Here is a 23,274-nt window from a genome sequence, read left to right as displayed (position 1 = left end):
ACCGGGTTCGTAGGATGGGCACGCTGCGCTTTGCCTTTCATAACGCGTACGCTTTCTGACTCGATCAAGATACCAAGCGGGTACTCGCCGCAATCCATGACCAAAACCTACTCGCCGCCTTTCGTGATTACCCCGGGCATCGTCGCTGATGTTGCCGAGATCGCCGAGCATCTGGGGCGCTCCGCCGTGGCGGCCGAGTCGGCGGGTGCTCTGCGTCTGCGGCGCGTCAACCGGATCCGGACCATTCATGGGTCATTGGCGATCGAGGGCAACACCCTGAGTGAGCAGCAGATCACCGCGATCCTGGAAGGCAAGCCGGTGATTGCGCCGCCTAGCGAGATCCAAGAGGTCAGGAATGCGCTCCTGGCCTACGAGCATTTTCCGGCGTGGAATCCGGCCAGCGAGGAGGATCTGCTTGCGGCTCATGCCCTTCTGATGACGGGTTTGGTGGAGCGTCCGGGCGCGTATCGACATGGGGGCGTTGGCGTCATGTCGGGCGATCATGTTGTTCACATGGCACCGCCGGCCGATCGCGTGGCGATCTTGATGGGGGACCTGTTCGCTTGGCTGGGCAGGGCCGAGGTCCATCCGCTCATCGCGAGTTGTGTCTTTCACTACGAGTTTGAGTTTATCCACCCGTTCGAAGACGGTAACGGACGGCTGGGCCGCTTATGGCAGACCCTGATCTTGAGCCGGTGGAACCCTTTGCTCGCCGATTTGCCGGTGGAGAGCATCATTCATGCGCATCAACAGGATTACTACCGAGCGCTGGCCGAGAGCAACGCCGAGGGTGCGTCGACCCTCTTCGTCGAGTTCATGCTGGGGGTGATTCGGGAGGCATTGATGTCCTCGACCGAACAAGCTACCGAACAAGGCACCGAACAAGCTGGCGAACAAGTTCTGAACCTGTTGGCGCGGATGGGTGAGGGCGACTACTCGGCCAAGGCGTTGATGGCGCTTACGGGGCTGTCGCATCGGCCGACGTTTCTCTACGACTATCTGCACCCAGCGCTTGCCGGTGGATGGCTTGAGCTGACGCGTCCGGAGACACCGAAGAGCCCCAAGCAGGGGTATCGGCTGACGCCGTCGGGGCGGCAGCTAGTGTTGGCGCTGCGGCAGCATGACGGGGGCGATCTTAGGGTCCGGCCTGATGAGTAAGGACATTCAGCTACGGGCCGAATCCACGATTGAGGGGATGGCCGTCGGATCCCGCGCACGCTCAACCGCCGTGCGCGTCGAGCAAGGTTCGCGGCTGGGCCTCGTCCGCCTGATCCTGCCGAATCGCGCGGGCCAGGGCGTCGGCATTGGCGGGTGTCGAGAGAAGATGCAGGGTCTCCACCAGGCTCTTGTAGTGGTCGAGGGACATCACCACGGCATCGCCTTCGGCATCTCGACGGCTGATAATGGTCACGTCGGCATCTCGAACGACATCATCCAGGACGGATTTCAGGGCGTTGCGCGCATGGGAGTAGGTGATGACTTTCATGGCATTAAACCTGTTCAGGAACTTGAACAAGTGTGGCATCCTAGTGGAGCGGTGCAGAGATTCCGACACCGTCCGAGATCATTTTCGTTGTCGTCATCGCATCGATGGTCGATGACGACAACGACAACGAACGGTCTCGACACATCTGCCGTGCTGCACTGGATCCGGCAGTTCACCTCCTTCGATCCGGAATCCTCCCGACAATCGTGACGCGCCCGCCTTGACTTGAGCCCGTCGCCGACGGTGGATCAGCCGGCGACGGGGCGACAGCCTATCCGCCCCCCTTCGTGGCCTCGGCCGTCGGCTGCGCGCCTGCATCGTCGTCCGCGTCCTCCGGCTTGGGCTTGATCCAAGCTCCCCCCTTTTCGCCGAGCCACTGGAACATGACGTAGAGCGCGGGGATGAGCAGGATGCCGAAGATCACCGCGAAGAGCATGCCGCCGAGCACGGTGGAGCCCAGGTGGATGCGGGCGTTGGCGCCTGCGCCGGTCGCGAGCACCAAGGGCATGAGGCCGATGATGAAGGCCAGGGCGGTCATGAGCACGGCGCGAAAGCGCATGTGCGCGGCAATCAGGGCCGCATCCAGTAGGCTTTTGCCGGCCTCGCGCTGCTCTTTGGCGAACTCCACGATCAGGATGGCGTTCTTGGCGGCGAGCCCGATCAGCAGGACCAGACCGATTTGGGTGTAGAGGTCGTTGTCGAGCTTGGCGAGCCAGAGCGTGACGCCCGCACCCAGAATGGCGACCGTCACCGAGGTCAAGACGGCGAATGGGATGGACCAGCTTTCGTACAAGGCGACGAGGAACAGGTAACCGAAGAGGACGGCCAAGCCGAAGACGGCGATCTCCGAGCTCGCGCTCTGCTGCGACTCCTGCAACGACAGTGCGGTCCATTCGAAGGTGTAGCCGTCCGGCAGGGCCTTCTTGGCGGCCTCCTGCATGGCGGCCATGGCATCGCCGGCCGAATATCCGGGCGCGGGGGTGCCGTTGATCATGGCGGTGAGGAACTCGTTGTAGCGGAAGACGAGATCCGCGCCCAAGTCATCCCGGATTGTCGCCAGGGTGCCGATGGGGACCATATCGCCGTTGTTGGAGCGGACATAGGTTCCCGACAAGTCGTCGACCGTCATGCGGGCGTTCTGGTCGGCCTGGACATTGACCTGGTAGGTCTGCCCCTGATAGGTAAAGTTGTTGACATAGGTGCTGCCGAAGGTCGCTTGCAGTGTCTCGAAGACATCTGAGACCGGGACGTCCATGTACTGCGCCTTGGTTCGGTCGAGCTCCAGGAAGAGCTGCGGGACATCGGCGCTGAAGGAGGAATAGGCCCTGCCGATGCGGGGGTCTTCCATCGCCGTGGCGATGAGACCCTGGAGGACCTGGGTCAGCTCCAGCGGGGACTGACCGCCCAGGGCCTCTAGCTGCATGGCGAAGCCGCTGGCCGAGCCGAGTCCCGGGATGGGCGGCGGCGGGAAGAGAAAGACCGTGGCCTCCGGTATTGCGCTCATTTGTGCTTGGAGTCGGCCGAGCAGGCCTTTGATGCTCAGCTCCGGGGTTTTGCGCTCGTCCCATGGGTCGAGAACGATGACCCCGAGTCCGCTGTTGGAGGATGCCGAGCCGGTCAGCATGCTGTAGCCCGAGACGGTCATGACGTTGGCGACGCCGGGGGTGCTCGAGGCGATCGCCTGGACCTGTTTCAGGACATCCGTGGTGCGCGGCAGGGCGGAGCCGCTCGGCAGGCTGACATCGACGAAGAGGGCGCCTTGGTCCTCGTTGGGGATGAAGCCGGTGGGCAGGCGGCCGAGGATCAGCACCGCCGCGCCGCCGATGAGGACGATGAGCAGACCCGCGATCGCCGAGCGCCGGGCGAAGATGCGCACGATGCTCACGTAGCCGTCGCGGGTCTTGTCGAAGCCCGTGTTGAACCAGGCGAAGGGTCCGCGCTTGGCCTCTTTGGGCTTGCGCAGGAACAGCGAGCAGAGCACCGGCGAGAGGGTCAAGGCGTTCAGCGCGGAGATGGCCACTGCCGCCGAGATGGTCACGGCGAACTGACGGAACATCTCCCCCGTGATGCCGGGCAGGAAGGCGACCGGCGCGAAGATGGCGAAGAGCACGAGCGTGGTGGAGATGATCGGCCCGGTCACTTGCTGCATGGCCTTGAGGCTGGCGGCCCGCCGGTCCAGTCCCTCCTCCAACATGATGCGCTGAACGTTCTCGACCACCACGATCGCGTCGTCCACGACCAGGCCGATCGCCAAGACGACCGCGAAGAGGCTGATGGTGTTGGCCGAGAATCCCAGCGCGATCAACACGACGAAGACGCCGATCAGGGACACCGGAATGGTCAGCGCGGGGACGATGGTCGCACGCAGATCCTGCAGGAAGATGAACACGACCAGCAGCACGATGACCGAGGTGATCCCGAGGGTAAAGATGATCTCCTCGATCGATGCCTTCACGAAGAGCGTCGAGTCATAGATGACCTCGGCCTCGACCCCGGCGGGGAACCGGGACTTGAGCGTCTCCAATTCGGCTTGGACCGATTCGGCGACGTCCAGCGCGTTGGCCTGCGGCGACTGGTAGATGCCGATGGCCGCGGCCGGCTTTCCGTTGAGGTAGGAAATCTGGGTATAGGCTTGTGCGCCGAGCTCGACCTCGGCGATGTCCTGGATCCGAACGATGGCCCCGTCGGCCCCGGTGCGCACCACGATCTGCTCGAACTCGCTCGGCTGCACCAATTGGCCTTCGGTGACGATGGCGTACTGGAGGACCTGATCCGCGCCGATGGGGGGACCGCCGATCTGTCCGAGTGCGGCCTGGAGATTCTGCGACTCGATGGCGTTGATCACGTCGCCCGGGGTGATCCCGAGCGCCGACATCTTCTCGGGCTGGAGCCAGATCCGCATCGAGTACTTGAGCGGCCCGAAGAGACTGGCTTGGCCCACGCCGGGCAGCCGGGAAATCTCGTTCAGGACATTGATGGTGGTGAAATTGGACAGGAAGATCGGGTCTTTGCTGCCGTCCGGGGAGAAGACGCTGACGACGAGGAGCAGGTTGGTCGATTCGGCCTGGACCGTGACGCCGAGCGACTGCACCTCCTGCGGCAATTGCGCGAGGGCTTGGGTGACCCGGTTTTGGGTGTTGACCTGGGCGATATTCGGGTCGGTTCCGACCTCGAAGGTGACCGTGAGGTTGTAGGTGCCGGCCGAGGAGGCGGTCGACGACATGTAGATCATGCCCTCGACCCCGTTGACCTGCTGCTCGATCGGACTGCCGACCGTGTCGGCGATCGTCTGAGCATCCGCACCCGGGTAGCTGGCCGTGACCTGAACCACGGGCGGGACGATGTCCGGATACTGCGACACCGGGATGCTGAACATCGCCAGGAGTCCGGCCACCACGATGACGGTGGAGACCACCGCCGCGAGGCGCGGCCGATCGACGAAGACCTTGGAGATCATGCTCAGCGCTCCGTTGCCGGTGTGGCGCGATCGGCGGCGCTATCGTCTGCCCCCTCGTGCTCGGGCTCGCTAGTCTCGCCTGCAGCCGGCGGCTGAGCCGGTGCCGATCCGCTCTTGCTCGGTGGGTCGGTGGGCTCCGCGGTCTTATCGCTTGCCGCTGCGGCAGGCGTCGTTGCGTTCGCTCCTGTGGCCTTTGCACCGGTCGCGTCGGCTTGCGTCGGCGTCACCACCATTCCGGGTTTGATCTTCTGGATGCCGGAGACGACGACGATCTCGCCCTCCTTTAATCCTGCGCTGACGGCGAAGTCGGTACCGACCTGGCCGCTTGTCTTGATGGTGCGCAGGGCGACACGGTTGTCCTTGCCGACGACATAGACCTGTTGCCCGTCCTTGGTCTGGATGACCGCACCGGCCGGAATCACCGGTTGGCGCTTCTGCTCGGCGGTGTGGATGATCGCCGTGATGAACTGTCCGGGGAGCAGCACCCCGTTCGGGTTGGGGAAATCCGCATAGATCGCGACCGAACCCGTGCTGGCATTGACTTGGTTGTCGACGAAGGCGAGCCGGCCCTTCTCGGCATAGGTCGCGCCGGTCGGAAGGAGCAGCTCGGGCACGTAGTCCTGGAGGCTTGCACCGGGCTTGCCGGCCTGCTCCGTCACGCGCACGAAGTCCGCGCTCGGGATGGAGAAGACGGCACGGATCGGATCGAGCTGAACGACGGTCGAGAGGGTCTTGCTGCTCGGTCCGACCAGATTGCCGACGGTGTAGTTGGTCGCCCCGATGCGCCCCTGGATCGGGCTGGTAATGGTCGTGTAGCCGAGGTTGATCTGGGCGGTTTGGATGTCGGCTTTTGCCTGAAGCTCGGCGGCTTGGGCCTTGTCCACGTTCGCCTGCGCCATGTCGCGCTGCGCCCGGGATCGGTCGAACTGGGCCTGGGAGGTATCGCCTTTCTTGACCAGGGCGGCGAAGCGCTCGAACTGCGCCTGGGCGTCCAGCAGGTCTGCCTTTGCACTGGCCGAGTCCGCGACCGCCGAGGCCAGCTGGGCCTTTGCCGCGTCCAGCTTGGCTTGGAAGGGTGCCTGGTCGATCTGATACAGAAGTTGCCCCGCCTTCACCATAAAGCCTTGATCGAACGCGACCTGATCCAGAAAGCCCTCCACGCGGGCTTGCACATTGACCTGCTGGATGGCCTGGATCGTCCCGATGAATCGCCCCTGGTGGTCGACGAGCCGGGACTCCACCGCGGCGACGACGACCGCCGGCGGGGGAGGGGTCTTGTCCCCGGCCGGTGCCTTCTCGGCCAAGGCCGGTGCTCCGAGCGCGAGGGCCAACAGGCTGCCGGCCAACGAGGCGGCAAGCCGAGAGGGTTTAGGTGCGTGGGGCGTTGTCATGGGGCGAGGTCTCTCCTCGGGGCACGGGGGGTATGCGCCGGCATCCTCGTCGAGGAGACGTGGCGGCGGATTCGGGAAAAGGCGATAGGGAGGGTTATCCGATACCGGATCGCGAGCAAGACACGTCCGAAACGGTCGATCCTTCGGCACGGCGACGGCATTGCGATCGATCATGGCGCTCCCTGAGTCGCGGCCTCGAACGGCCGCACGATGCAACTCGCGGTGGGTGCGATTGTACAGTGCAGCGCCCGGCGAGTGGCGCTTGATTGGCCGCGAATCGCGCCGGGAATGTGACCGGATCGAGAAGCGTGCAGGGGCTCGACGGCTGCCGCCGAACCTGGTGTCTGCCTCATGAATCAAGGCATGCGCCTCTGTCGGAGCGGCGCGGGCGGTGGTATAAACGCGCCTGTCGATTCCTGATCCCGGCGGCATCGACCGGGCCAATGCAGCACCGCGCCCCGCAGCAGGAGGACCGCAGCGTTTTCACGCATCGCGGTCACTTGATCTCAACCTGTTTCGGCGAGGACATCGATGTCCCCTAGATCGCGCAACCGTCACATTTGGTTCTCCATCGTGCTTGTGCTCGGCCTGTTGCTCTCGGCCGGACGCGCCGGGGCTGCGAGCGACGACAACGGCGGGTCGGATTCGCCGCCGGCCGAAAAGCCCCCGACCCTCGCCGAGGCGCTGGATCTTCCGTCGATCCCCAACGCGCGCTGCCTGAAGTGCCACAACGACGAGGACGAGAAGACCTCGGAGCGCGACGACGGCACCGTGATCGACATCTTTGTCGATCGCGAGCGCTTCGAGCACAGCGTGCACGGCAAGCAACCCTGCGTGGGCTGCCACAACACGGTCAAGAAGGCGATTCACGAGACGCCGTTGCCCAAGAGCATCGGCTGTATCGCCTGTCATCTCAAGTCGGCCGAGCTTCAATACGGCAGCACGGATCCCGAGTATCGGCGGCTCGACGTGGTGCTGTCTCAGATCGACGGCTACATGGCCTCGGTGCATGCGCGGCCCAATCTGCTGGATCAGTCCAAGACCAACGCGACCTGCTACGACTGTCACGACGGCCACAACATCGGGACCGTGGGGAGCGCGGCACGCGCCGAGCATCGCGGCCGAATCCACGAGGTCTGCGGTCGCTGTCACGAGGAGCAGAAGGAGACGTACGCGACGTCCGTCCACGGCACCGCCGTCATCGAGAAACAGAACGCCGGCTCCGCGATCTGCTCGGACTGCCATACCCCGCACAACATCGACTCACCCGAACAGACCAAGGTCAAGCTCGCCATCACCGAGAACTGCGGGAGCTGCCATCAAAAGCAGGTCGAGACCTACGAGAAGTCCTATCACGGTCAGGTGGTGCGTCTCGGCTATACGCACACCGCGAAGTGCTATGACTGCCACGGCAGCCACGGGATCATGGATGTCGATGACCCGGCGTCGAAGGTGCATCCGAACAATCGATTGGAGACCTGCCGCCAGTGCCACGAGGACGCGCCGGAGGGGTTCCTCGGCTTTCACGCACACGGCGACGCCAACGACTTCGAGAACTACCCGGAGATGTGGATCGCCGCGCGGTTCATGGAATTCCTGATCGTCGCGGTCTTCCTCTTCTTCTGGACCCACATGCTGTTGTGGATCTATCGCGAATGGCGCGAGCGCCGCGAGGGCAAAGGGTATCGTCCCGACCCGGACAACCCGCCGCAGGTCTATTTCAGACGCTTCGGGGGAGGCTGGCGGCTCGCCCACGGCGTGCTGGCGATTGCCGTCATGGTCCTGGTGCTCACCGGCACGGCGGTGCTCTTCGCCGAGCAGGCATGGGCGCAGTACGTGATGAATCTGCTCGGCGGTCCCAAGGTCGCCGCAGTGATCCACCGTGTCGCGGCTGTGACCTTCGCAACCGTCTTCTTCGGTCATCTGATCGTCGTGATCATCAACATCGTGCGGGCCGGCAAGGGCTTCCGGTGGTTCGGTCCGACCTCGATGGTGCCCAATTGGCAGGACATCCGCGATATCGGTGCCATGTTCAAATGGTTCCTGGGGATGGCCCCGCGGCCCAAGTTCGACCGCTGGTCCTATTGGGAGAAGTTCGATTACTGGGCGCCCTTCTGGGGCATGATGATCATCGGTTTGAGCGGTTTGATGCTCTGGTTCCCGACCGTGACGGCGTCCTTCCTGCCGGGCTGGGTGTTCAACATCGCGACCATCGTGCATGCCGAGGAGGCGATCCTCGCCGCGGTCTTCCTCTTCACTGTGCATTATTTCAACGTCCATTTCCGCCCCGAGAAGTGGCCGATGGACATCGTCATGGCGACCGGCGCCGTGCCGCTCGAGGAGTTCAAGCACGAGCATGCGCTCGAGTACGAGCGACTCGAGGCGAGCGGCGAGCTGGAGAAATTCCTGATCAAGCCGCCGACCGAACGGGCTCGCCGGGCCGGGCGCAAGGTCACCGGCTGGATGATCATCATCGGACTGATCTTGGCAGGGCTGGTGTTGAAGGGGTATTTCGACGTTCTCAGCGGTCACTGAACGGGCTGTCGGGCGATGTCCGGAGCGGGAGAGCGAGTCGTTACGCGTCGTGATCCCGATAGGCGGTCACGACGAAGTCTCGACCCTCGACCCGATCGAGGGGTCGGTCCTCATCGATCGGGCGGGACCGGAAACCCGATCGCGCGAAAGCGGCTTATCGGGCAGGAGTCTCTTGTGGGCGGCGCCAGTCGCCCCGGGGGGTGCGCCATCATCTCGGATAAGTCCGACAGGCTTTGAGGTTAAATGAGAATCAAGGTTGCAAGCCCCAGAAAGGCGAAGAAGCCGACGATATCGGTCACCGTGGTGAGCACCACGCCGCCCGCGAGCGCCGGGTCGATGCCGAGGCGGCGCATCAGCAGCGGGATGGCGACGCCGGATAGGGCCGCGCACATTAGATTCAGAAGAATGGCGACGCCGATGATGCCGCCGATGGCCCAGTTGCCGAACCAGAGGATCGCCAGGGCCGCCACGACCACGGCCCAGAGTAACCCGTTCAGCAAGCCGATGCCGGCCTCCTTCAGCAAGAGGATGCGGGTGTTCCCGCTGCCGAGCTGCCCGGTTGCGAGGCCGCGGATGACGAGCGTCAAGGTCTGACTGCCGGCGATGCCGCCCATGCTGGCGACGATGGGCATCAGCACGGCGAGCGCGACCACCTGCTCCAAGGTGGCCTCGAACCTTCCGATCACCCAAGCGGCGAGGAAGGCTGTGACCAGATTGATGCCGAGCCAGACCGCGCGCCGCCGGCTGCTGGCCCACACGGGGGCGAACATGTCGGTCTCTTCGTTCAGTCCGGCCATGCCCATCATCGAGTGCTCGGCCTGCTCGCGGATGACGTCGACCACATCGTCGATGGTGATGCGCCCGAGTAAAACGCCATGCTCGTCGATCACGGGTGCGGAGACCAAGTCCTGCTCTTCGAAGCGGTGGGCGACCGTGCCGCTTGGCTGGTCGACCGGGACCGGCTCGAAGTCCGTTTCCATCAGGTCGGCGACCGACGCCTCGGGCAGTGCGGTGAGGACACGACGCACCCTCAGGATCCCCTGATAGATGTTCTTGCGGTCGACCACGAAGATCTTGTCCGTGTTCGGGGGCAGGTCCTCGAACAGACGCAGATAGCGCAGCAAGGTGCCGATCTTGATGTTGGCCCGCACCGCGATCTGGTCCATGTTCATGAGCCCGCCGGCGCTGTCTTCGGGATAGGACAGCATCGACTCGAGCCGCTCGCGTTCGCGTTGGCTCAGGGTCTGGAGGATCTGCCGCCCGGTCGACGCGGGTAGGTCCTGGATGAGATCGACCAGATCGTCGGGCTCGAGGGTGCGTGCGGCGTCGACCAGATCATCCAGATCCATCTCGGCGGCGAGTCGCCGACGCACCTCCTCTTGGAGATGGCGCAACACCTTTCCGGTGCGGTCGTTGTCGACCATGTCCCAGGCCGTCGCTCGCTCCGCGGCCGGTAAAGACTCTAGCAGACCGGCGATGCGCGCCGGATGCAACTTTCGAAACAGTCGAGCGATGCGCTTGAGCTTGTGCTCGGCGAGGGCGTCGAGCACCTCCCGCAGCTGGGTTTGCGGCTCGTCATCCGGACCCGCGTCCTCGGCGGGCGCGGCGTCCGCCGGCAGATCGATGCTCGGCCGCGTCTCGGCATCGAGATCTCGCAGGAGTCGGGCACGCAGCCGTGCCGGAAGATAGGCCAGCACCTTCGGCTCGGCCCGTTCGTCGATCTGATGCCAGGCGATGACCCGCTGCTCCGGCGTCAGCGTCTCGAAGAGGCTTGCGATCTTTGCAGGGTGCATCGCCTTGAGCAGGCGGCGGGTCCGCTTGAGCTTGTCACGCGTCACGGCTTCGCGCAGGAGATCGATCTGGGTGCGGACGACATCCGCCTTCTCGTTCGGTTGGTCCGACGTCACTGGAATGATCCGATTCAGAGCTACAGGTTGTGTCTATAGCACCACGGGCGAGCGCTTCGGGGCAAACGGGCTCACCGGATCAACCGTCCTTGGCGCGGGCGCTTAACCGCCACGCGTGCGGGGTTGGGGCTGATCGGGTGGGGGCGCCACCGCATCCGCCACGCTGCCGGGCGATGTCGTCCTCGAGCGCAAGGACGACAGGGTGCAGCTTCGTGTCCGGGAGACGGGTTTCGGGTCGCCGTCAGGAGCTCGGCGAACGCGCGATGCGGAATCCGATGCTGCGATGGTTGAAGCCGGGAGCGACGCGGCACCGGTACGCCGAGCGCATATAGCCGGCATAGCCGTACCAGGAGCCGCTGCGCATGACCCGTTTCGTGCAATCCCCGTCGAGCCAGGCGCTTCCGTCGGCGGGCGCGCCTTCGAATCCGCCGTTCCAGCAGTCTTGAGTCAGCTCGTTGACGTTGCCGTGCATGTCGAGCAGACCCCAGGGGTTGGCTGGATAGCTGCCGGTCGGCGCCGTGCGGCCCAGATTGACGTCGGTGGGACGACCGCAGCCGGCGTATTCGAAGGTGCCGTCGTAGTTCGCCTGATCGGTCGTGATGCAGGCGCCGGTGCTGAAGGGCGTTGTCGTGCCCGCGCGTGCGGCGTATTCCCATTCCGCCTCGGTGGGCAGTCGGTAGCCCTTGCCGGTCAGGCGATTCAGCCAGCGCAGGTATTCTTGGATGTCGTCCCAAGAGACGTTGATCACGGGGCGATCGCCGCGGCCCCAGCCCTCGTCGGATGGATGCTCGGTGCAGCCCTGATCAAGGACGCAGGCGTCCCAATCGGCGAAGGTGACTTCGCGCTGACCGATCTCGAAAGCGGGGACGCAGACCTCGTGCTGCGGGCCCTCGTCGGCGTCGCGCTCGGGCTCGTCGGGCGGACTGCCCATCAGGAAGCAGCCGGCGGGGATCGAGACCATGGCGATCTCCGGGGCGAGGCTGAGCTGCAGGGTCTGCTCGGTCCCGGCGGCGACGAAGACATCTTCCTCGGCGGGGTCGAAACCGTCTCGACGGGCCTCGATGCGGTACTCGCCCGGGGGCAGATGGATCAGGAAGGTCTCTTGCGCCGTGCTCGGCGAGGTGCCTTTGCGCTCGCCGTCGACAAACAGCTGCGCGTCGCCCGGAATGGTGAAGAGACGCACCGCGCCGGTCGTCTCCGCGGCGCGTGTCGCACCGGGTACGGGCAAGAGCGCAGCCACGCCCAAGAGCAGGATCGTTGAGTAGCGCACGGGATGGATCCCTCGTGTTCGGGTTGGGGGGATTGATCACGGTGGTGGACCGCCGGCGAACCGGACTGCGCGGCATCACGACGGACGGATTCTAAACCGCGCGTCTTCTCGCGTCTGTGCCTGTGCGATAATCCGGCGCGATTATCCTAGATCCGGCCGTAGCGACCATGGCCCGGCGGGTGAGGCGTCGGATGACCAGAATCCTCAGCGACGTTAAGCCCTTGCATGCGGCACGAAGCGGTCAACTGCCGGATCTAGGATGACCGTTCTTCACATCAGTCCGGATGACGATTGGCGATATGAGCTTTCCCGAGGTCAAGACCGGCAGCCGGCGTTCGCCGTCCTGGCGCGAGCGTCTGCATGCCTACCTGTTGCTGGTGCGTCTGCACCGGCCGATCGGCATCTTTCTTCTGATGTGGCCGGCGCTTTGGGCCTTATGGCTGGCCGGTGACGGTCAGCCGCCTTGGCAGGTGGTCACGGTCTTCGTGCTCGGGGTCGTGTTGATGCGCTCCGCCGGATGCGCGATCAACGATTTCGCCGACCGGGATTTCGACGGGCATGTTGCGCGCACCCGCGAACGGCCTTTGGCGACCGGGGCGGTCTCGCCGCACGAGGCGGTGGCGATCTTCGTGATCCTGTCTCTCGTCGCGTTCGGGCTGGTGCTTTTCATGAACTGGCAGACGGTGGCCCTGTCGGTGGTCGCGGCCCTGCTGACCCTGATCTATCCCTTCATGAAGCGCTTCACCCACGTGCCCCAGTTGTTTCTCGGTGCGGCCTTCGGGTGGGCGATCCCGATGGCCTTCACGGCCGTGACCGGCGGCATCCCCGGGTACGCTTGGATGTTGTTTGTCGCGACCCTGATCTGGGCACTGATCTACGACACCCAGTACGCGATGGTCGATCGCGACGACGATCTGAAGATCGGGATCAAGTCGACCGCGATCCTCTTCGGCGAGCGGGATCGTCTGGTCATCGGGCTGCTGCAGGTACTGATGCTGGGCCTGTTGGCCTGGATCGGGCTCATCGCCGAACGCGGGCTTTTCTTCTTCGGCGCTCTGGCGGTCGCGTCCGGGCTCGCGCTCTATCAACAGGTGCTGATTCGAGAGCGGGCTCCGGCGCCGTGTTTCAAGGCCTTCCTGAACAACAACTACTTCGGCATGGCGATCTTCGTCGGGATCGTGCTCGATTACGCCTTTGCCGGCGTGGTCTGATCCGCGGCGAGTGTTCTGCGTCGTCCGCGCCGCTCAGGGTGCGGGATGGGTGAGATGCGGCTCGTCCTCGAGCACCCGTGCCTCCGCGTTCGGGAAGCGCGCGACGACCCAATCCGGCAGCTTGGCCTGGTTGGCGTGATACAGGGCATCGGACTCCACGATGATCAAGACGAGCACGGTGGCCATCACCGGGAGGATACCGACGCCGATCACCAGCGCCCACACCGCCTCCTTCATCATCCCTCCGTAAGTGTATCCGACCCACCCGAGCACGACCGCGGTCAGCAGCAGGCTGAGCATCGCCAGAAAGATCCGGCTGCGTTTCGCGCAGACCTGCCAGTGACACATGACATACCAGGCGTCGCGGCCGATGCCGCGCTTGGCGCGCCAAAGCGTGAAGCCGAGGATGCTGAAGGAGATCGCCGGGATGATGGCCATCACCCAGGGAAAGCTCCCGGCCAATCCGCCCATCGCGACCGCGAGCAGGATGTGGTTGGCGATCAGGTTGGTCAGAAACAGCTCGTGGGGGATGTTGGCCTTTTTGATTTGATCGGGGCTGATATCGAAGCGCATGAGACGGGTGACCTGTTCGACTGCTTGGTTATAAGGATCGGGTGCGTCGAACCGTGAAGACGCGTACCGAGGTTCTCGGATGTTCCGCCGGTCTCGGGCTGCCTGAGCGGCGCACGCCTGTCCGTACCTTAACCCGCGTCCAGAGCGAGATGCTCGCGCTCGCGTGAGCGCGAGGCTTGATGCGTCCATGACCCTTCGCGGGGACGCGGTTTCGGTGCCGATTCCTGCATCGAAGGATGCATCATCGGCAACTCCTCAGGCGCACTTGACGGAACAAATCGGGCACTGCGGATCGGACGGCAAGCGCAGGCTGCGCCATTGCATGAGGGCTGCATCGAGCAGCAGGAGACGCCCGAACAGGGGGTCGCCCACCGCGGTCAGGATCTTGATCGCCTCGGTCGCCTGAATGCTCCCGATAATACCGACGACGGGGGCGAGCACGCCGTTGGCGGAGCAGGTTTCTTCGATGCCGCCGTCCTGCGGATAGAGACACTGGTAGCAGGGTCCGCCGGGTCGGCCGGAGAAGGCTGTGACCTGACCCTCGAGACGGATCGCCGCGCCGCTCACCAGCGGAACACCGGCAGCCACGCAGGCCGCGTTGACGGCAAAGCGTGTCGGGAAGTTGTCGCAGCAGTCGAGCACCAGGTCGACGTCGGAGACGATGTCCGGCAGCGTCTCGTCGACGAGGCTGCGTTTAACGATGACCAGCTCCACATCCGGGTTAAGGGCGGCGAGCGCGCTGCGTGCCGACTCGGCTTTCGGCCGTCCGATCTGCGCGGTGGTGTGGATGATCTGTCGCTGGAGGTTGGACAGGTCCACCGCGTCGAAATCCGCCAGCACGAGCCGCCCGACACCGGCCGCGGCGAGATACATGGCGACGGGCGAGCCCAGTCCGCCGAGCCCGACCACCAGGACGCTGGAAGCCCGCAGCCGCTCCTGACCCTCGATCCCGAAATCGGGCAGCAGGATCTGGCGGCTGTAGCGCAGAAGCTCGGCGTCGGTCACGCGGAGCCTCCGGCTCCCGGCACCCGGCTGGTCATTGCTCGGAGCATACCGCCGACGGGCCTGGCTTCGGTGACAGGCTGCCGAGCGATCAGCTCGCTCGCATCAGGTGCAACTCGCTCGAGGGCGGATATCGGGGTGCTGGCCGCGGTCCACATGCTGGAGGCTGGAGGCTGGAGGCTATAAATACCGCCGCCAATGCTCCGGCCGATCGTCCCGACATCCGTGCTCGATCAGCTCGTAGCGCTTGGCGAAGACCTTCTTGGTGCAGTTGCTCTCGCCGTTCGGACAGCCGCAGTTTGCGCGGAAGGTGTCTTCCGTGTAGTAGTAGAGTGCGCGTTTGACACGGAAAATCAGCCGGTTGTCGATGTGGAGGCCCAGCTCGGTCAGCGCCTCTTCGATCTCTTGAAGACGGGTGACGAGCACGTCGTACCTGACCCTGAGAAGGATCGGTGCGACGGGTTCGGTGTCGAGGATGCCGTCCACATCCTTCAGGAACCGTGCGGCGGTCGCCGCCTGATGCGGATCCGGATGGATCTCCTGGAAGGGGATCTCGCGGGACTTGATGCGGTCGGCGTCTGAGATGTGCATGGTATCCTTATGCTAATCGCGGCATCGCAATTCTCAAAGCAGAATCCTGCCGGACCAGGGTAACCCGTCATGGGACAGCACATGACCGAAAGAGACCTTCCCGACGCAGATATCGCTCTCCGGCAGGGGCCGAGTTCCGAGCGATCGCACTCATCCGGCCGAGGCGCTCGCGTCTCGCGTCCGATCGGCCTCGGTATCCGGCTGCGCAGTATCCTCTTCTTCGTTCTCTACAACCTGATGGGGATCGTTCACAGCCTCGTATCCGTCGCCGTGGCTCCCTTTCAGACCTTCGAGCAGCGCTACCGGTTCGTCAACCTCTGGACGCAAGCGACCATGCGGTTGCTGCGCCGGATCAACGGTGTCGAGATCGAGGTCAGCGGGCTCGAGAATCTCCCTCGGGGGGAGCCGGTGGTGGTCTTGGCCAATCACCAAAGTCAGTGGGAGACCTTCTACCTTCAGTTGCTTCTCACCCCTCAGGCGACGGTGCTCAAGCGCGAGCTGCTGTGGGTGCCTTTCTTCGGTTGGGCGCTCGTCCTGCTGCGGCCGATCGCAATCGACCGAGGCCAGCCGGGGCAGGCATTGAAGACCATCTTGCGGGTGGGACAGGAGCGGCTCGATCAGGGGATCAGTGTCGTCATCTACCCCGAGGGCACCCGTCAACCGCCCGGTCAGGTGGCTCGATTCAACGCCGGAGGTGCCATGTTGGCCTGTCGTGCCGGGCGACGGGTCGTTCCGGTTGCCCACAACGCCGGTGACTGCTGGCCGGCGCGGTCGCTGTGGCGCTTCCCCGGCACGATCCGCGTTGTGGTCGGAGAGCCCATCGATTGCGCGGGCGCGACCCCGAAGGCCGTCACCGAGAAGGCGGAGGAGTGGATTCGCACGACGCTCGAACGCCCGTGAGGGGCGCGCAGTCGCCGCACATTTGAAAGAGGCCGGATCGCCGCAAAGCGGTCCGGCCTCTTCTTGCCGAAGATGCGACGTGGTCAGTTCGTGACCGGCACGCGTCCCTCGACGACCGCGGCATAGTAGGCGCTGGTCTCCAAGAGCTCGATCACACGCGGATCCGCCAAGGCGTGGGCGATCTGCTCCAGCTCGGCGCTCGCGAACCGACCGCTCGGCGAGGCGTCGCCCTGGATGCAGGCATCCGCCGCGACCTCGTCCGACGCCTGGTGCAGCCGTGCCAGCATATGCTCGGCCATCAGCTCGGCCGCGATCCGGCGCTGCTGCTGGTACCAGTCGTGACCGGCCTGTGTCGCGAAACTGCGTTCGCGCTCGAGGCCGGCGTCGAGGCCGACGGAGAGAGGCCGTGTATCGGCGATCGCGGCGGACGAGCCAACGAGTGTCGCGATCAGGAGTATCGATGATGATTTCATGAGCTTTGCTCCATCATAAAATAATTTAATTATAATATACTGACGGAGAGAGTCTGAGTCAAGGGGTCGGGAAAAGGGTGGCCGGCCGTCGGACAAACGCCTTAGCCGAGGGTGGACTCGTGAAGCGCAGTCCACCAGCGCCCGCGCGAAACTCGGTGGACTTCGCTCTCGCTCGTCCACCGGCCTTATGAGCAACGTCCGGAAAACGGCTACCCATACCTCTAACCGATCGCTGGAGGCCGGGGCCTTGCGGACGGCGGCAGGACTCAGGCCTGAGCGAGGGTCACGCGATCGTGGCCGGCGAGATCGCTTCGGGTGGTCGGCGCCTTCAGACCGGTATCGATCAGGATTCGGCGGACATCGCGGCCTTGGTCATAGCCGTGCTCGAGGATCAACCAGCCGCCCTGTCGCAGGCAGCGGCGTGCGTCGGTCGCGATCGCCCGATAGGCGTCCAAGCCGTCGCCGCCGGGGGTGAGGGCCTCGCGTGGCTCGTATCGGAGATCGCCGCGGGCGAGATGCGGGTCGTCGGCGGCGACGTAGGGCGGGTTGCTCACGACGGCATCCAGGCTGGCGGGCGCGAATGCCTCCGACCAGTGTGCCCTGAGCAGGGTCGCGTTACGCAGACCGAGCCGGACGAGGTTCTCGCGGGCGACCTCGAGCGCGGCGGGCGAGCGATCCGTTGCGAGGAGGTGCCATACGGGCCGCTCGGTGGCCAAGGCGGCGGCGATGGCGCCGCTGCCGGTGCCGAGGTCGGCGATGCGCAGCGGTGCTTCGGCGAGCAGGGTCTCGAGCGCCGTTTCGACCAGGAGCTCGGTCTCCGGGCGCGGGATCAGGGTCGCGGGCGTGACATGGAGCTCCAGGCTCCAGAACGCCTGGCGACCGCGGATGTAGGCGATAGGCTCGCCGGCCAAACGGCGGGCGAGGAGTGCGTGGAAGCGTGCATGGGCGTCGGATGCGACGGGGTGGTCCGGCCACGCGAAGAGACGGGTCCGCGACCAGCCTGTCGCTTCGCTCAGGAGCAGCTCGGCCTCCAATCGAGGCGTGCCTTCGGGGATGGCTGCGAGCGCGGATGTTGCCTCGCGCAGCAGGGTGTCGATGCGGTGCTCGACCGAGAGCTTTGTATTGCCGGGTCTTGCCGCCGGCTCCGAGACAAGGCTTTCCGAGCAGGGTGCGTTCGAGGCGACCGGCTCCACTGCGGCCGTGTCGGAGCCGGTCTCAGCCATGCATCATCGCGGTCAGCTCCTCGGCCTGATACTCCTGAAGCAGCGGGTCGATCACCTGATCGAGCTGGCCCGTCATGATCTCGTCGAGCTTGTAGAGGGTCAGGTTGATGCGGTGGTCGGTCAGTCGGTTCTGCGGGAAGTTGTAGGTTCGGATCCGCTCGGAGCGATCGCCGCTGCCGACCTGGAGCTTGCGCGACTGCGCCTGCTCGGAGGCCTGGGTCTCGCGTGCGCCGGCGAGCAGCTTGGCCTGGAGCAACGACATGGCCTTCGCCCGGTTCTTGTGCTGGGAGCGTTCCTCCTGGCACTCCACGACGATCCCGGAGGGCAGATGGGTGATGCGGATCGCCGAGTCGGTCTTGTTCACATGCTGTCCGCCCGCACCCGAGGAGCGATAGGTGTCGACACGCAGCTCGCTGGGATTGATCGCGATGGCGTCGATCGCGTCCGCCTCGGGCATGACCGCCACGGTACAGGCGGAGGTGTGGACGCGGCCCTGTGACTCGGTCTCGGGGACACGCTGCACCCGGTGCGCGCCCGGCTCGAATTTAAGGCGCGAGAAAACGCCGTTGCCGATGATGCGCACGATGACCTCCTTGTACCCGCCGAGCTCGCCGGGGCTCTCGCCGATGGGCTCGACCTGCCAGCGCATCAGCTCGGCATAGCGCAGATACATCCGCAGCAAATCGCCGGCGAAGAGCGCGGCCTCGGCGCCGCCGGTGCCGGCACGGACCTCGAGAAAGACGTTGCGCTGATCGTCGGGATCCGGCGGGACGAGTAGGCGATAGACCTCGGGCTCGAGCTGCTCGCGTCGGTCGTTGGCGTCGGCCATCTCCTCGCGTGCAAGCGCGGCCATCTCCGGATCGGCGAGCATCTCCTCGGCAGCAGCCACGTCGAGCTCCGCTTCGCGATAGCGGTTGTAGGCCGCGATGAGGGGCTCGAGCTGGGCGTATTCCCGACTCAATTCGCGGAAGCGATTCTGATCGGACTGGGTCTCGGATTCCGCCAGCAAGGCGACAACCTCGCCGAAGCGCTCCGAGAGACGCTCCAGCTTGCCCCGGATCGATGGATTCATTGCGTGGAGACGGCTCGGCTGGGGTCGAGCTGGAAGAGCTCGTTGGCCGCCACCAGGATCTCGGCCTCGCCCTCGCGGGCGGCTTGGCGCAGACGCGAGCTGGGCGCATGCAGCAGCTTGTTGGTCAGGGTGTGGGCGAGGTAGTTGAGGACCTCGGCCGGCGGCTTGCCGGCGTCGAGCTGGCGCTGGGCACGTGCAAGGACATCGTCGCGCAGCTCCTCGGCGCGTTGGCGATAATCCTGGATGAGGCCGGCGGCATCGAGCGAACGCAGCCAGGCCATGAACTCGTCGGCGTGGAAGGCGATGATGTCCTCGGCTTGCGAGGCGGCGGCTTGGCGCGAGCGCAGGCTTTCGTCGATCACGTCTTGAAGATCGTCGACCGTGTACAGATAGACGTCGCTGAGCTCTCGGACCTCGGGCTCGATGTCGCGCGGCACGGCGATGTCGACCATAAACATCGGGCGATGCTTGCGCTTCTTGAGCGCGCGCTCCACGGTGCCCTTGCCGAGCACGGGCAAGGGGCTGGCGGTGGATGCGATGACGATGTCGCCCTCGGCCAGGTGATTGCCGATCTCGGTCAGGGCGATCGCGAATCCGTCGAACTGTGCGGCCAGCTCATGAGCGCGCTCGACGGTGCGGTTCGCGACGATGATGCGGCCGATGCCGGCGCGATGCAGGTGGCGGGCGGCCAGCTCGATGGTCTCGCCGGCGCCGATCAAGAGCGCTGTCTGCTGGGAGAGGTCGCTGAAGATCTGGCGCGCGAGATTCACCGCGGCGAAGGCGACCGAGACCGGGCTGCTGCCGATCGCGGTCTCGGTGCGGACGGTCTTGGCGACCGAGAAGGCATGCTGGAAAAGACGTCCGAGCAGCTTCCCGGTGGCGGTGCAGTCGGTCGCGGTCTGGTAAGCGTTCTTCACCTGACCCAGGATCTGCGGCTCGCCCAGGACCATCGAGTCGAGCCCGCTGCAGACACGCAGCAGGTGGGTGACGGCGTCGCGCCCGATGTGGGCGTAGAGAAACGGCCCCACGCGCTCGTGCTCGACGCCGTGGAAGCGGCTCAACCAGTGCCGTGCCGCCTCCTCGGAGCAATCCTGCACCGCACAGTAGATCTCGGTGCGGTTGCAGGTGGAGAGCACGACACCCTCGGCGATACCGTCGCAATTGATGAGGTCGCGCAAGGCGCCGACGATGATGTCGGGGCCGAAGGCGAGCCGCTCGCGGACATCGACCGGCGCCGTCTTGTGATTGAGTCCGAGAACAAGCAGCTTCATAGTTCTGAGGATGTCAGGTGGTGATCCTCGCGATTGTCCGACTTTCCAGGGTCGATGAAAACCCATCGACGTCGATCTTGTGGTTTTTCGAGTGTGGGCGGACGGAACTGCTTCGTTATACTGGGCTCTCACGATCACAATCCTCGTCCGATTGGCTCTTGCCGGATCACATTACATGCCACGCTCGTTCTTGTTCTCCGCTGTCGGCGGTTGCTTTGTTGTTTCGGTGCTCACGTTCACCGGGGCGTTTGCGCAGGCCCCGGCTCCCGCGACCGGTTCGGTGCCGAGTCCGGTGCCGATCTCTCCGCAACCCCCTGCCGCCGCCCCGGCCACCGCCCCGGCCACCCCCGAGGTGTCGGCCGAACCCTCGCAGGCCGGCGCATCGGTGGTCCCGGACGGTCTGACGGCCGATCAGGTCTACACCGTTTTGGTGGCCGAGATCGCCGCACGTCGCGGCGACATGGACTCCGCGTTCGCCGCCTACATGGAGGCTGCGACTCTGACGCAGGATCCCCGCTTGGCCGAGCTGGCCGTGCGTGCGGCCCTCAACTCGAACAACGACGCGGCAACCGAGCAGGGCCTGCAGCGATGGTTGGAGCTCGATCCGCAAGCCGCCGGCGCACATCAAGTCGGCGCCTTCTCGCGCATCAAGGCGAACGACTACGACGGCGCGCTCCTGCACTTGATGCGTCTCGTGCAGCTCTCTCCCGAGGATCCGGACGCGGCGTTCGGCCATGCCGCGGCCATCATCTCGCGCGCGCCCACCTCCGAGGCCCGTGTCGGGCTGATGCAGGCGCTGGCGGAGCAGTTCCCCGACAGCGCGCATGCGCAGCAGTCGCTCGCGATGGTGGCCGCGAGCGCGTCTCGGCTCGAGATCGCCGATGCCGCCGCGCGCCGTGCGCTCGAGCTGCGCCCTGAGTGGAACAAGCCGAGGTTGTTCCTCGTCAAGCTGTTGATTTCATCGGACAAGCGGGGGGAGGCGCGCTCGTTGCTCGAGGAGTATCTCGCCGGCAGTCCCGACGACCAGGCGCTGCGGATGTTGTACGGCCAATTCCTGGTCGAGGAGGAAGAGTTCTCCGGTGCACGGGATGTCTTTCAGCGCCTCCTCGACAACCGGCCCAAGGAACCGGATGTCCTCTTTGCCGTCGGGGTCCTGTCGTTGCAGCTCGAAGACACGGATGCGGCCCGCATCTACTTCACCCGTCTTTACGAGACCGGGGAGCGACGCGACGAGGCCGCCTTCTACCTGGGCCAGGTCGAGGAGCGTGCCGAGAACAACGAAGCCGCTCTGGAGTGGTACGCCAAGGTGAATGGCGCGAATGCGGTCGATGCGCGGATCCGCACCGCGCTGTTGAGCGCGAAGGGCGGCGACGTTCAACGGGCGCGTGAGATTCTCCAGCAGTTGCGCGACCGCGGACCCGAAAATGCCGTGCTCCTCTATCTGGTGGAGACCGAGGTCCTCGAGTCGGTCGGTCGGGCCGACGAGGCGATGTCGGTCTTCGACAGCGCCCTACAGGTCTTTCCGGACGACGAAAACCTGCTGTACGCGCGCGCCCTCTCGGCCGTCAAGCTCGATCGGATTGCTCTCGCCGAGCAGGACCTGCGGCGAATCATCGAGATCGACCCGGAGCATGCCGATGCCCTGAACGCGCTTGGCTACACCTTGGCGGACCGAACCGACCGCTACGCGGAGGCCAAGGGCTACATCGAAAAGGCCTATGCCATCAAGCCGGAAGAGCCCGCAATCCTCGACAGCATGGGATGGATCCATTACCGGCTCGGCGATTACGAGACTGCGGTCGACTATCTGCGGCGCGCGCTCGCGCGGATGAGCGACGGGGAGATCGCCGCGCACCTCGGCGAGGTGCTGTGGGCGATGAATCGCCGTGAGGAGGCCCTCGAGGTTTGGGACGCGGCGGCGAAGGAGCATCCGGATCACGACTATCTGAAAGACGTGATGGAGCGTCACCGGGCGTCCGGCGGCGAGCCGGCCCGATGAGCGGGTCCTTCACGGCCGAGCCGTCCGGCGCATCGACGTGGCCTGCGCCCGCCAAGCTCAATTTGATGCTGCGCATCGTCGGGCGTCGGCCCGACGGCTATCATGAGCTGCAGACGGTGTTTCAATTCATCGATCGTTGCGATCGGCTTCGCTTCGAAGTGCGCGAGGACGGGCTGATCAACCGTCTCGCCGAGGTGCCCGGTGTTGCGCCCGAGGATGATCTTACGGTTCGCGCCGCGCTGAGGCTTCGCGAGGCGACCGGCTGTCGACTCGGGGCGAACATCCGCTGCGAGAAACAGCTGCCGATGGGCGGAGGGCTCGGCGGCGGCAGCTCCGACGCTGCAACCACGTTGGTTGCGCTCAATCGGCTCTGGGCGACCGGTCTCGACGAGGACGCCCTCGCGGATCTGGCTCTGCCTCTCGGCGCCGACGTGCCCGTCTTCGTTCGCGGGTTTGCGGCCTGGGGAGAGGGCGTCGGCGAACGTCTGGTGCCGGTTGCGTTGCCCGAGCCATGGTATCTGGTGCTGTCTCCGCCATGCTCTGTCTCCACGCGGGACGTGTTTATGCATCCCGAGTTGACACGCGATTCGGCGCCCGCCACACTAGCGGACTTCGTTGCCGGCGACGTCGTGAACGATTGTTTGAGCGTCGTGAGACGGGAATACGCGCCCGTTGCGGCAGCCCTCGATTGGCTCTCGGGCTGGGGCGGGGGGCGGTTGACCGGAACCGGCGCGTGTGTATTTGCGGTCTTCGAAGACCGTGCCGACGCGTTGCGAGCGCTCGAGCAATGCCCTCCGGAGATGCGCCCCTTCGTGGCGCGTGGGCTGAATCGCTCGCCGCTGCTTGCGCATATGGACACAGTGTCCTGACCGGATTCCGAGCGCGCGCGTGATTTCCGAGGTCGAGTTCAGTT

Annotated in this window: 18 protein-coding genes; 6 read left to right on the top strand and 12 right to left on the bottom strand. The window is 65.1% G+C overall.

Going from position 1 to position 23,274, the window contains the following annotated elements; all coding sequences use genetic code 11:
• Positions 1 to 96 precede the first annotated feature (96 nt).
• Positions 97 to 1,158: a Fic family protein gene (locus tag THIMADRAFT_RS01540; protein ID WP_007191183.1), complete on the top strand. Its 1,062-nt coding sequence runs from the start codon at positions 97 to 99 to the stop codon at positions 1,156 to 1,158.
• Between the two features lie 61 nt (positions 1,159 to 1,219).
• On the opposite strand, the gene THIMADRAFT_RS01535 is transcribed toward THIMADRAFT_RS01540, so the two are convergent.
• The 3 genes from THIMADRAFT_RS01535 to THIMADRAFT_RS01525 form a co-directional block, all read right to left on the bottom strand.
• Complete coding sequence (locus THIMADRAFT_RS01535; protein WP_040729198.1) at positions 1,220 to 1,486, bottom strand: type II toxin-antitoxin system Phd/YefM family antitoxin; 267 nt, start codon at positions 1,484 to 1,486, stop codon at positions 1,220 to 1,222.
• A 271-nt stretch (positions 1,487 to 1,757) separates the two neighbouring features.
• Positions 1,758 to 4,943, bottom strand: coding sequence for an efflux RND transporter permease subunit (locus tag THIMADRAFT_RS01530; RefSeq protein WP_007191181.1), 3,186 nt, complete (start codon positions 4,941 to 4,943; stop codon positions 1,758 to 1,760).
• 2 nt (positions 4,944 to 4,945) lie between these two features.
• Positions 4,946 to 6,334: an efflux RND transporter periplasmic adaptor subunit gene (locus tag THIMADRAFT_RS01525; protein WP_007191180.1), complete on the bottom strand. Its 1,389-nt coding sequence runs from the start codon at positions 6,332 to 6,334 to the stop codon at positions 4,946 to 4,948.
• A gap of 531 nt (positions 6,335 to 6,865) precedes the next feature.
• Between THIMADRAFT_RS01525 and THIMADRAFT_RS01520 the strand changes: the two genes are divergently transcribed.
• Positions 6,866 to 8,869 (top strand): cytochrome c3 family protein, encoded by a 2,004-nt coding sequence (locus tag THIMADRAFT_RS01520; RefSeq protein WP_007191179.1) that lies wholly within the window; start codon positions 6,866 to 6,868, stop codon positions 8,867 to 8,869.
• Positions 8,870 to 9,108: 239 nt separating this feature from the next.
• Here THIMADRAFT_RS01520 and mgtE read toward each other — a convergent pair whose 3' ends face one another.
• Positions 9,109 to 10,776, bottom strand: coding sequence for a magnesium transporter (gene mgtE / locus THIMADRAFT_RS01515; protein ID WP_007191178.1), 1,668 nt, complete (start codon positions 10,774 to 10,776; stop codon positions 9,109 to 9,111).
• 241 nt (positions 10,777 to 11,017) lie between these two features.
• Entirely contained in the window at positions 11,018 to 12,046 is a 1,029-nt protein-coding gene (locus THIMADRAFT_RS01510; protein ID WP_007191177.1) for an SUMF1/EgtB/PvdO family nonheme iron enzyme, read from the bottom strand.
• Positions 12,047 to 12,345: 299 nt separating this feature from the next.
• On the opposite strand from THIMADRAFT_RS01510, the gene ubiA reads away from it, so the two are divergent.
• Positions 12,346 to 13,257 carry a 4-hydroxybenzoate octaprenyltransferase gene (gene ubiA, locus THIMADRAFT_RS01505; RefSeq protein WP_007191176.1) on the top strand — a complete coding sequence of 304 codons (912 nt, stop codon included), beginning with the start codon at positions 12,346 to 12,348 and terminating at the stop codon, positions 13,255 to 13,257.
• Between the two features lie 33 nt (positions 13,258 to 13,290).
• Here the strand turns inward: ubiA and THIMADRAFT_RS01500 are convergent, their stop codons facing one another.
• From THIMADRAFT_RS01500 to THIMADRAFT_RS01490, 3 genes are all read right to left on the bottom strand, one after another.
• On the bottom strand, positions 13,291 to 13,830 hold the full coding sequence (locus THIMADRAFT_RS01500; protein ID WP_007191175.1) for a hypothetical protein: 540 nt from the start codon (positions 13,828 to 13,830) through the stop codon (positions 13,291 to 13,293).
• A 255-nt stretch (positions 13,831 to 14,085) separates the two neighbouring features.
• Positions 14,086 to 14,835, bottom strand: coding sequence for a HesA/MoeB/ThiF family protein (locus tag THIMADRAFT_RS01495; RefSeq protein ID WP_007191174.1), 750 nt, complete (start codon positions 14,833 to 14,835; stop codon positions 14,086 to 14,088).
• Between the two features lie 177 nt (positions 14,836 to 15,012).
• Positions 15,013 to 15,423: a hypothetical protein gene (locus tag THIMADRAFT_RS01490; RefSeq protein ID WP_007191173.1), complete on the bottom strand. Its 411-nt coding sequence runs from the start codon at positions 15,421 to 15,423 to the stop codon at positions 15,013 to 15,015.
• 81 nt (positions 15,424 to 15,504) lie between these two features.
• Here THIMADRAFT_RS01490 and THIMADRAFT_RS01485 point away from each other — a divergent pair, with 81 nt between their 5' ends.
• Entirely contained in the window at positions 15,505 to 16,323 is an 819-nt protein-coding gene (locus THIMADRAFT_RS01485) for a lysophospholipid acyltransferase family protein (RefSeq protein WP_139052648.1), read from the top strand.
• An 83-nt stretch (positions 16,324 to 16,406) separates the two neighbouring features.
• Here the strand turns inward: THIMADRAFT_RS01485 and THIMADRAFT_RS01480 are convergent, their stop codons facing one another.
• The 4 genes from THIMADRAFT_RS01480 to hemA all read right to left on the bottom strand — a co-directional run bounded on the left by THIMADRAFT_RS01480 (position 16,407) and on the right by hemA (position 20,362).
• The gene (locus THIMADRAFT_RS01480; RefSeq protein WP_007191171.1) at positions 16,407 to 16,796 is read right to left on the bottom strand and encodes a hypothetical protein; all 390 of its coding nucleotides are present in this window, start codon (positions 16,794 to 16,796) and stop codon (positions 16,407 to 16,409) included.
• 266 nt (positions 16,797 to 17,062) lie between these two features.
• Positions 17,063 to 18,019 (bottom strand): peptide chain release factor N(5)-glutamine methyltransferase, encoded by a 957-nt coding sequence (gene prmC, locus THIMADRAFT_RS01475; RefSeq protein ID WP_007191170.1) that lies wholly within the window; start codon positions 18,017 to 18,019, stop codon positions 17,063 to 17,065.
• Complete coding sequence (gene prfA / locus THIMADRAFT_RS01470; RefSeq protein WP_007191169.1) at positions 18,012 to 19,091, bottom strand: peptide chain release factor 1; 1,080 nt, start codon at positions 19,089 to 19,091, stop codon at positions 18,012 to 18,014. Before prfA ends, prmC begins: the two co-directional genes overlap by 8 nt.
• Positions 19,088 to 20,362, bottom strand: coding sequence for a glutamyl-tRNA reductase (hemA, locus tag THIMADRAFT_RS01465; protein WP_007191168.1), 1,275 nt, complete (start codon positions 20,360 to 20,362; stop codon positions 19,088 to 19,090). The genes prfA and hemA overlap by 4 nt, the downstream gene beginning before the upstream one ends.
• 175 nt (positions 20,363 to 20,537) lie before the next feature.
• Here hemA and THIMADRAFT_RS01460 point away from each other — a divergent pair, with 175 nt between their 5' ends.
• Entirely contained in the window at positions 20,538 to 22,361 is a 1,824-nt protein-coding gene (locus THIMADRAFT_RS01460; RefSeq protein WP_007191167.1) for a tetratricopeptide repeat protein, read from the top strand.
• A complete protein-coding gene (gene ispE, locus THIMADRAFT_RS01455; protein WP_007191166.1) occupies positions 22,358 to 23,230 on the top strand; it encodes a 4-(cytidine 5'-diphospho)-2-C-methyl-D-erythritol kinase in 873 nt (290 codons plus the stop codon). The genes THIMADRAFT_RS01460 and ispE overlap by 4 nt, the downstream gene beginning before the upstream one ends.
• Positions 23,231 to 23,274 lie beyond the last annotated feature (44 nt).

The sequence above is a fragment of the Thiocapsa marina 5811 genome, from assembly GCF_000223985.1.
Classification (GTDB): domain Bacteria; phylum Pseudomonadota; class Gammaproteobacteria; order Chromatiales; family Chromatiaceae; genus Thiocapsa; species Thiocapsa marina.
Note: the sequence above shows the minus strand (reverse complement) of the source record. Positions and strands in the feature narration are given on the sequence as shown.

What these genes read in the sequence shown, in the direction of transcription:
- THIMADRAFT_RS01540 (WP_007191183.1), top strand. Translation starts at nt 97, where the DNA reads ATGACCAAAACCTACTCGCCGCCTTTCGTGATTACCCCGGGCATCGTC.
- THIMADRAFT_RS01535 (WP_040729198.1), bottom strand. Translation starts at nt 1,486, where the DNA reads ATGAAAGTCATCACCTACTCCCATGCGCGCAACGCCCTGAAATCCGTC.
- THIMADRAFT_RS01530 (WP_007191181.1), bottom strand. Translation starts at nt 4,943, where the DNA reads ATGATCTCCAAGGTCTTCGTCGATCGGCCGCGCCTCGCGGCGGTGGTC.
- THIMADRAFT_RS01525 (WP_007191180.1), bottom strand. Translation starts at nt 6,334, where the DNA reads ATGACAACGCCCCACGCACCTAAACCCTCTCGGCTTGCCGCCTCGTTG.
- THIMADRAFT_RS01520 (WP_007191179.1), top strand. Translation starts at nt 6,866, where the DNA reads ATGTCCCCTAGATCGCGCAACCGTCACATTTGGTTCTCCATCGTGCTT.
- ubiA (WP_007191176.1), top strand. Translation starts at nt 12,346, where the DNA reads ATGAGCTTTCCCGAGGTCAAGACCGGCAGCCGGCGTTCGCCGTCCTGG.
- THIMADRAFT_RS01500 (WP_007191175.1), bottom strand. Translation starts at nt 13,830, where the DNA reads ATGCGCTTCGATATCAGCCCCGATCAAATCAAAAAGGCCAACATCCCC.
- THIMADRAFT_RS01490 (WP_007191173.1), bottom strand. Translation starts at nt 15,423, where the DNA reads ATGCACATCTCAGACGCCGACCGCATCAAGTCCCGCGAGATCCCCTTC.
- THIMADRAFT_RS01485 (WP_139052648.1), top strand. Translation starts at nt 15,505, where the DNA reads ATGACCGAAAGAGACCTTCCCGACGCAGATATCGCTCTCCGGCAGGGG.
- THIMADRAFT_RS01480 (WP_007191171.1), bottom strand. Translation starts at nt 16,796, where the DNA reads ATGAAATCATCATCGATACTCCTGATCGCGACACTCGTTGGCTCGTCC.
- prmC (WP_007191170.1), bottom strand. Translation starts at nt 18,019, where the DNA reads ATGGCTGAGACCGGCTCCGACACGGCCGCAGTGGAGCCGGTCGCCTCG.
- prfA (WP_007191169.1), bottom strand. Translation starts at nt 19,091, where the DNA reads ATGAATCCATCGATCCGGGGCAAGCTGGAGCGTCTCTCGGAGCGCTTC.
- hemA (WP_007191168.1), bottom strand. Translation starts at nt 20,362, where the DNA reads ATGAAGCTGCTTGTTCTCGGACTCAATCACAAGACGGCGCCGGTCGAT.
- THIMADRAFT_RS01460 (WP_007191167.1), top strand. Translation starts at nt 20,538, where the DNA reads ATGCCACGCTCGTTCTTGTTCTCCGCTGTCGGCGGTTGCTTTGTTGTT.
- ispE (WP_007191166.1), top strand. Translation starts at nt 22,358, where the DNA reads ATGAGCGGGTCCTTCACGGCCGAGCCGTCCGGCGCATCGACGTGGCCT.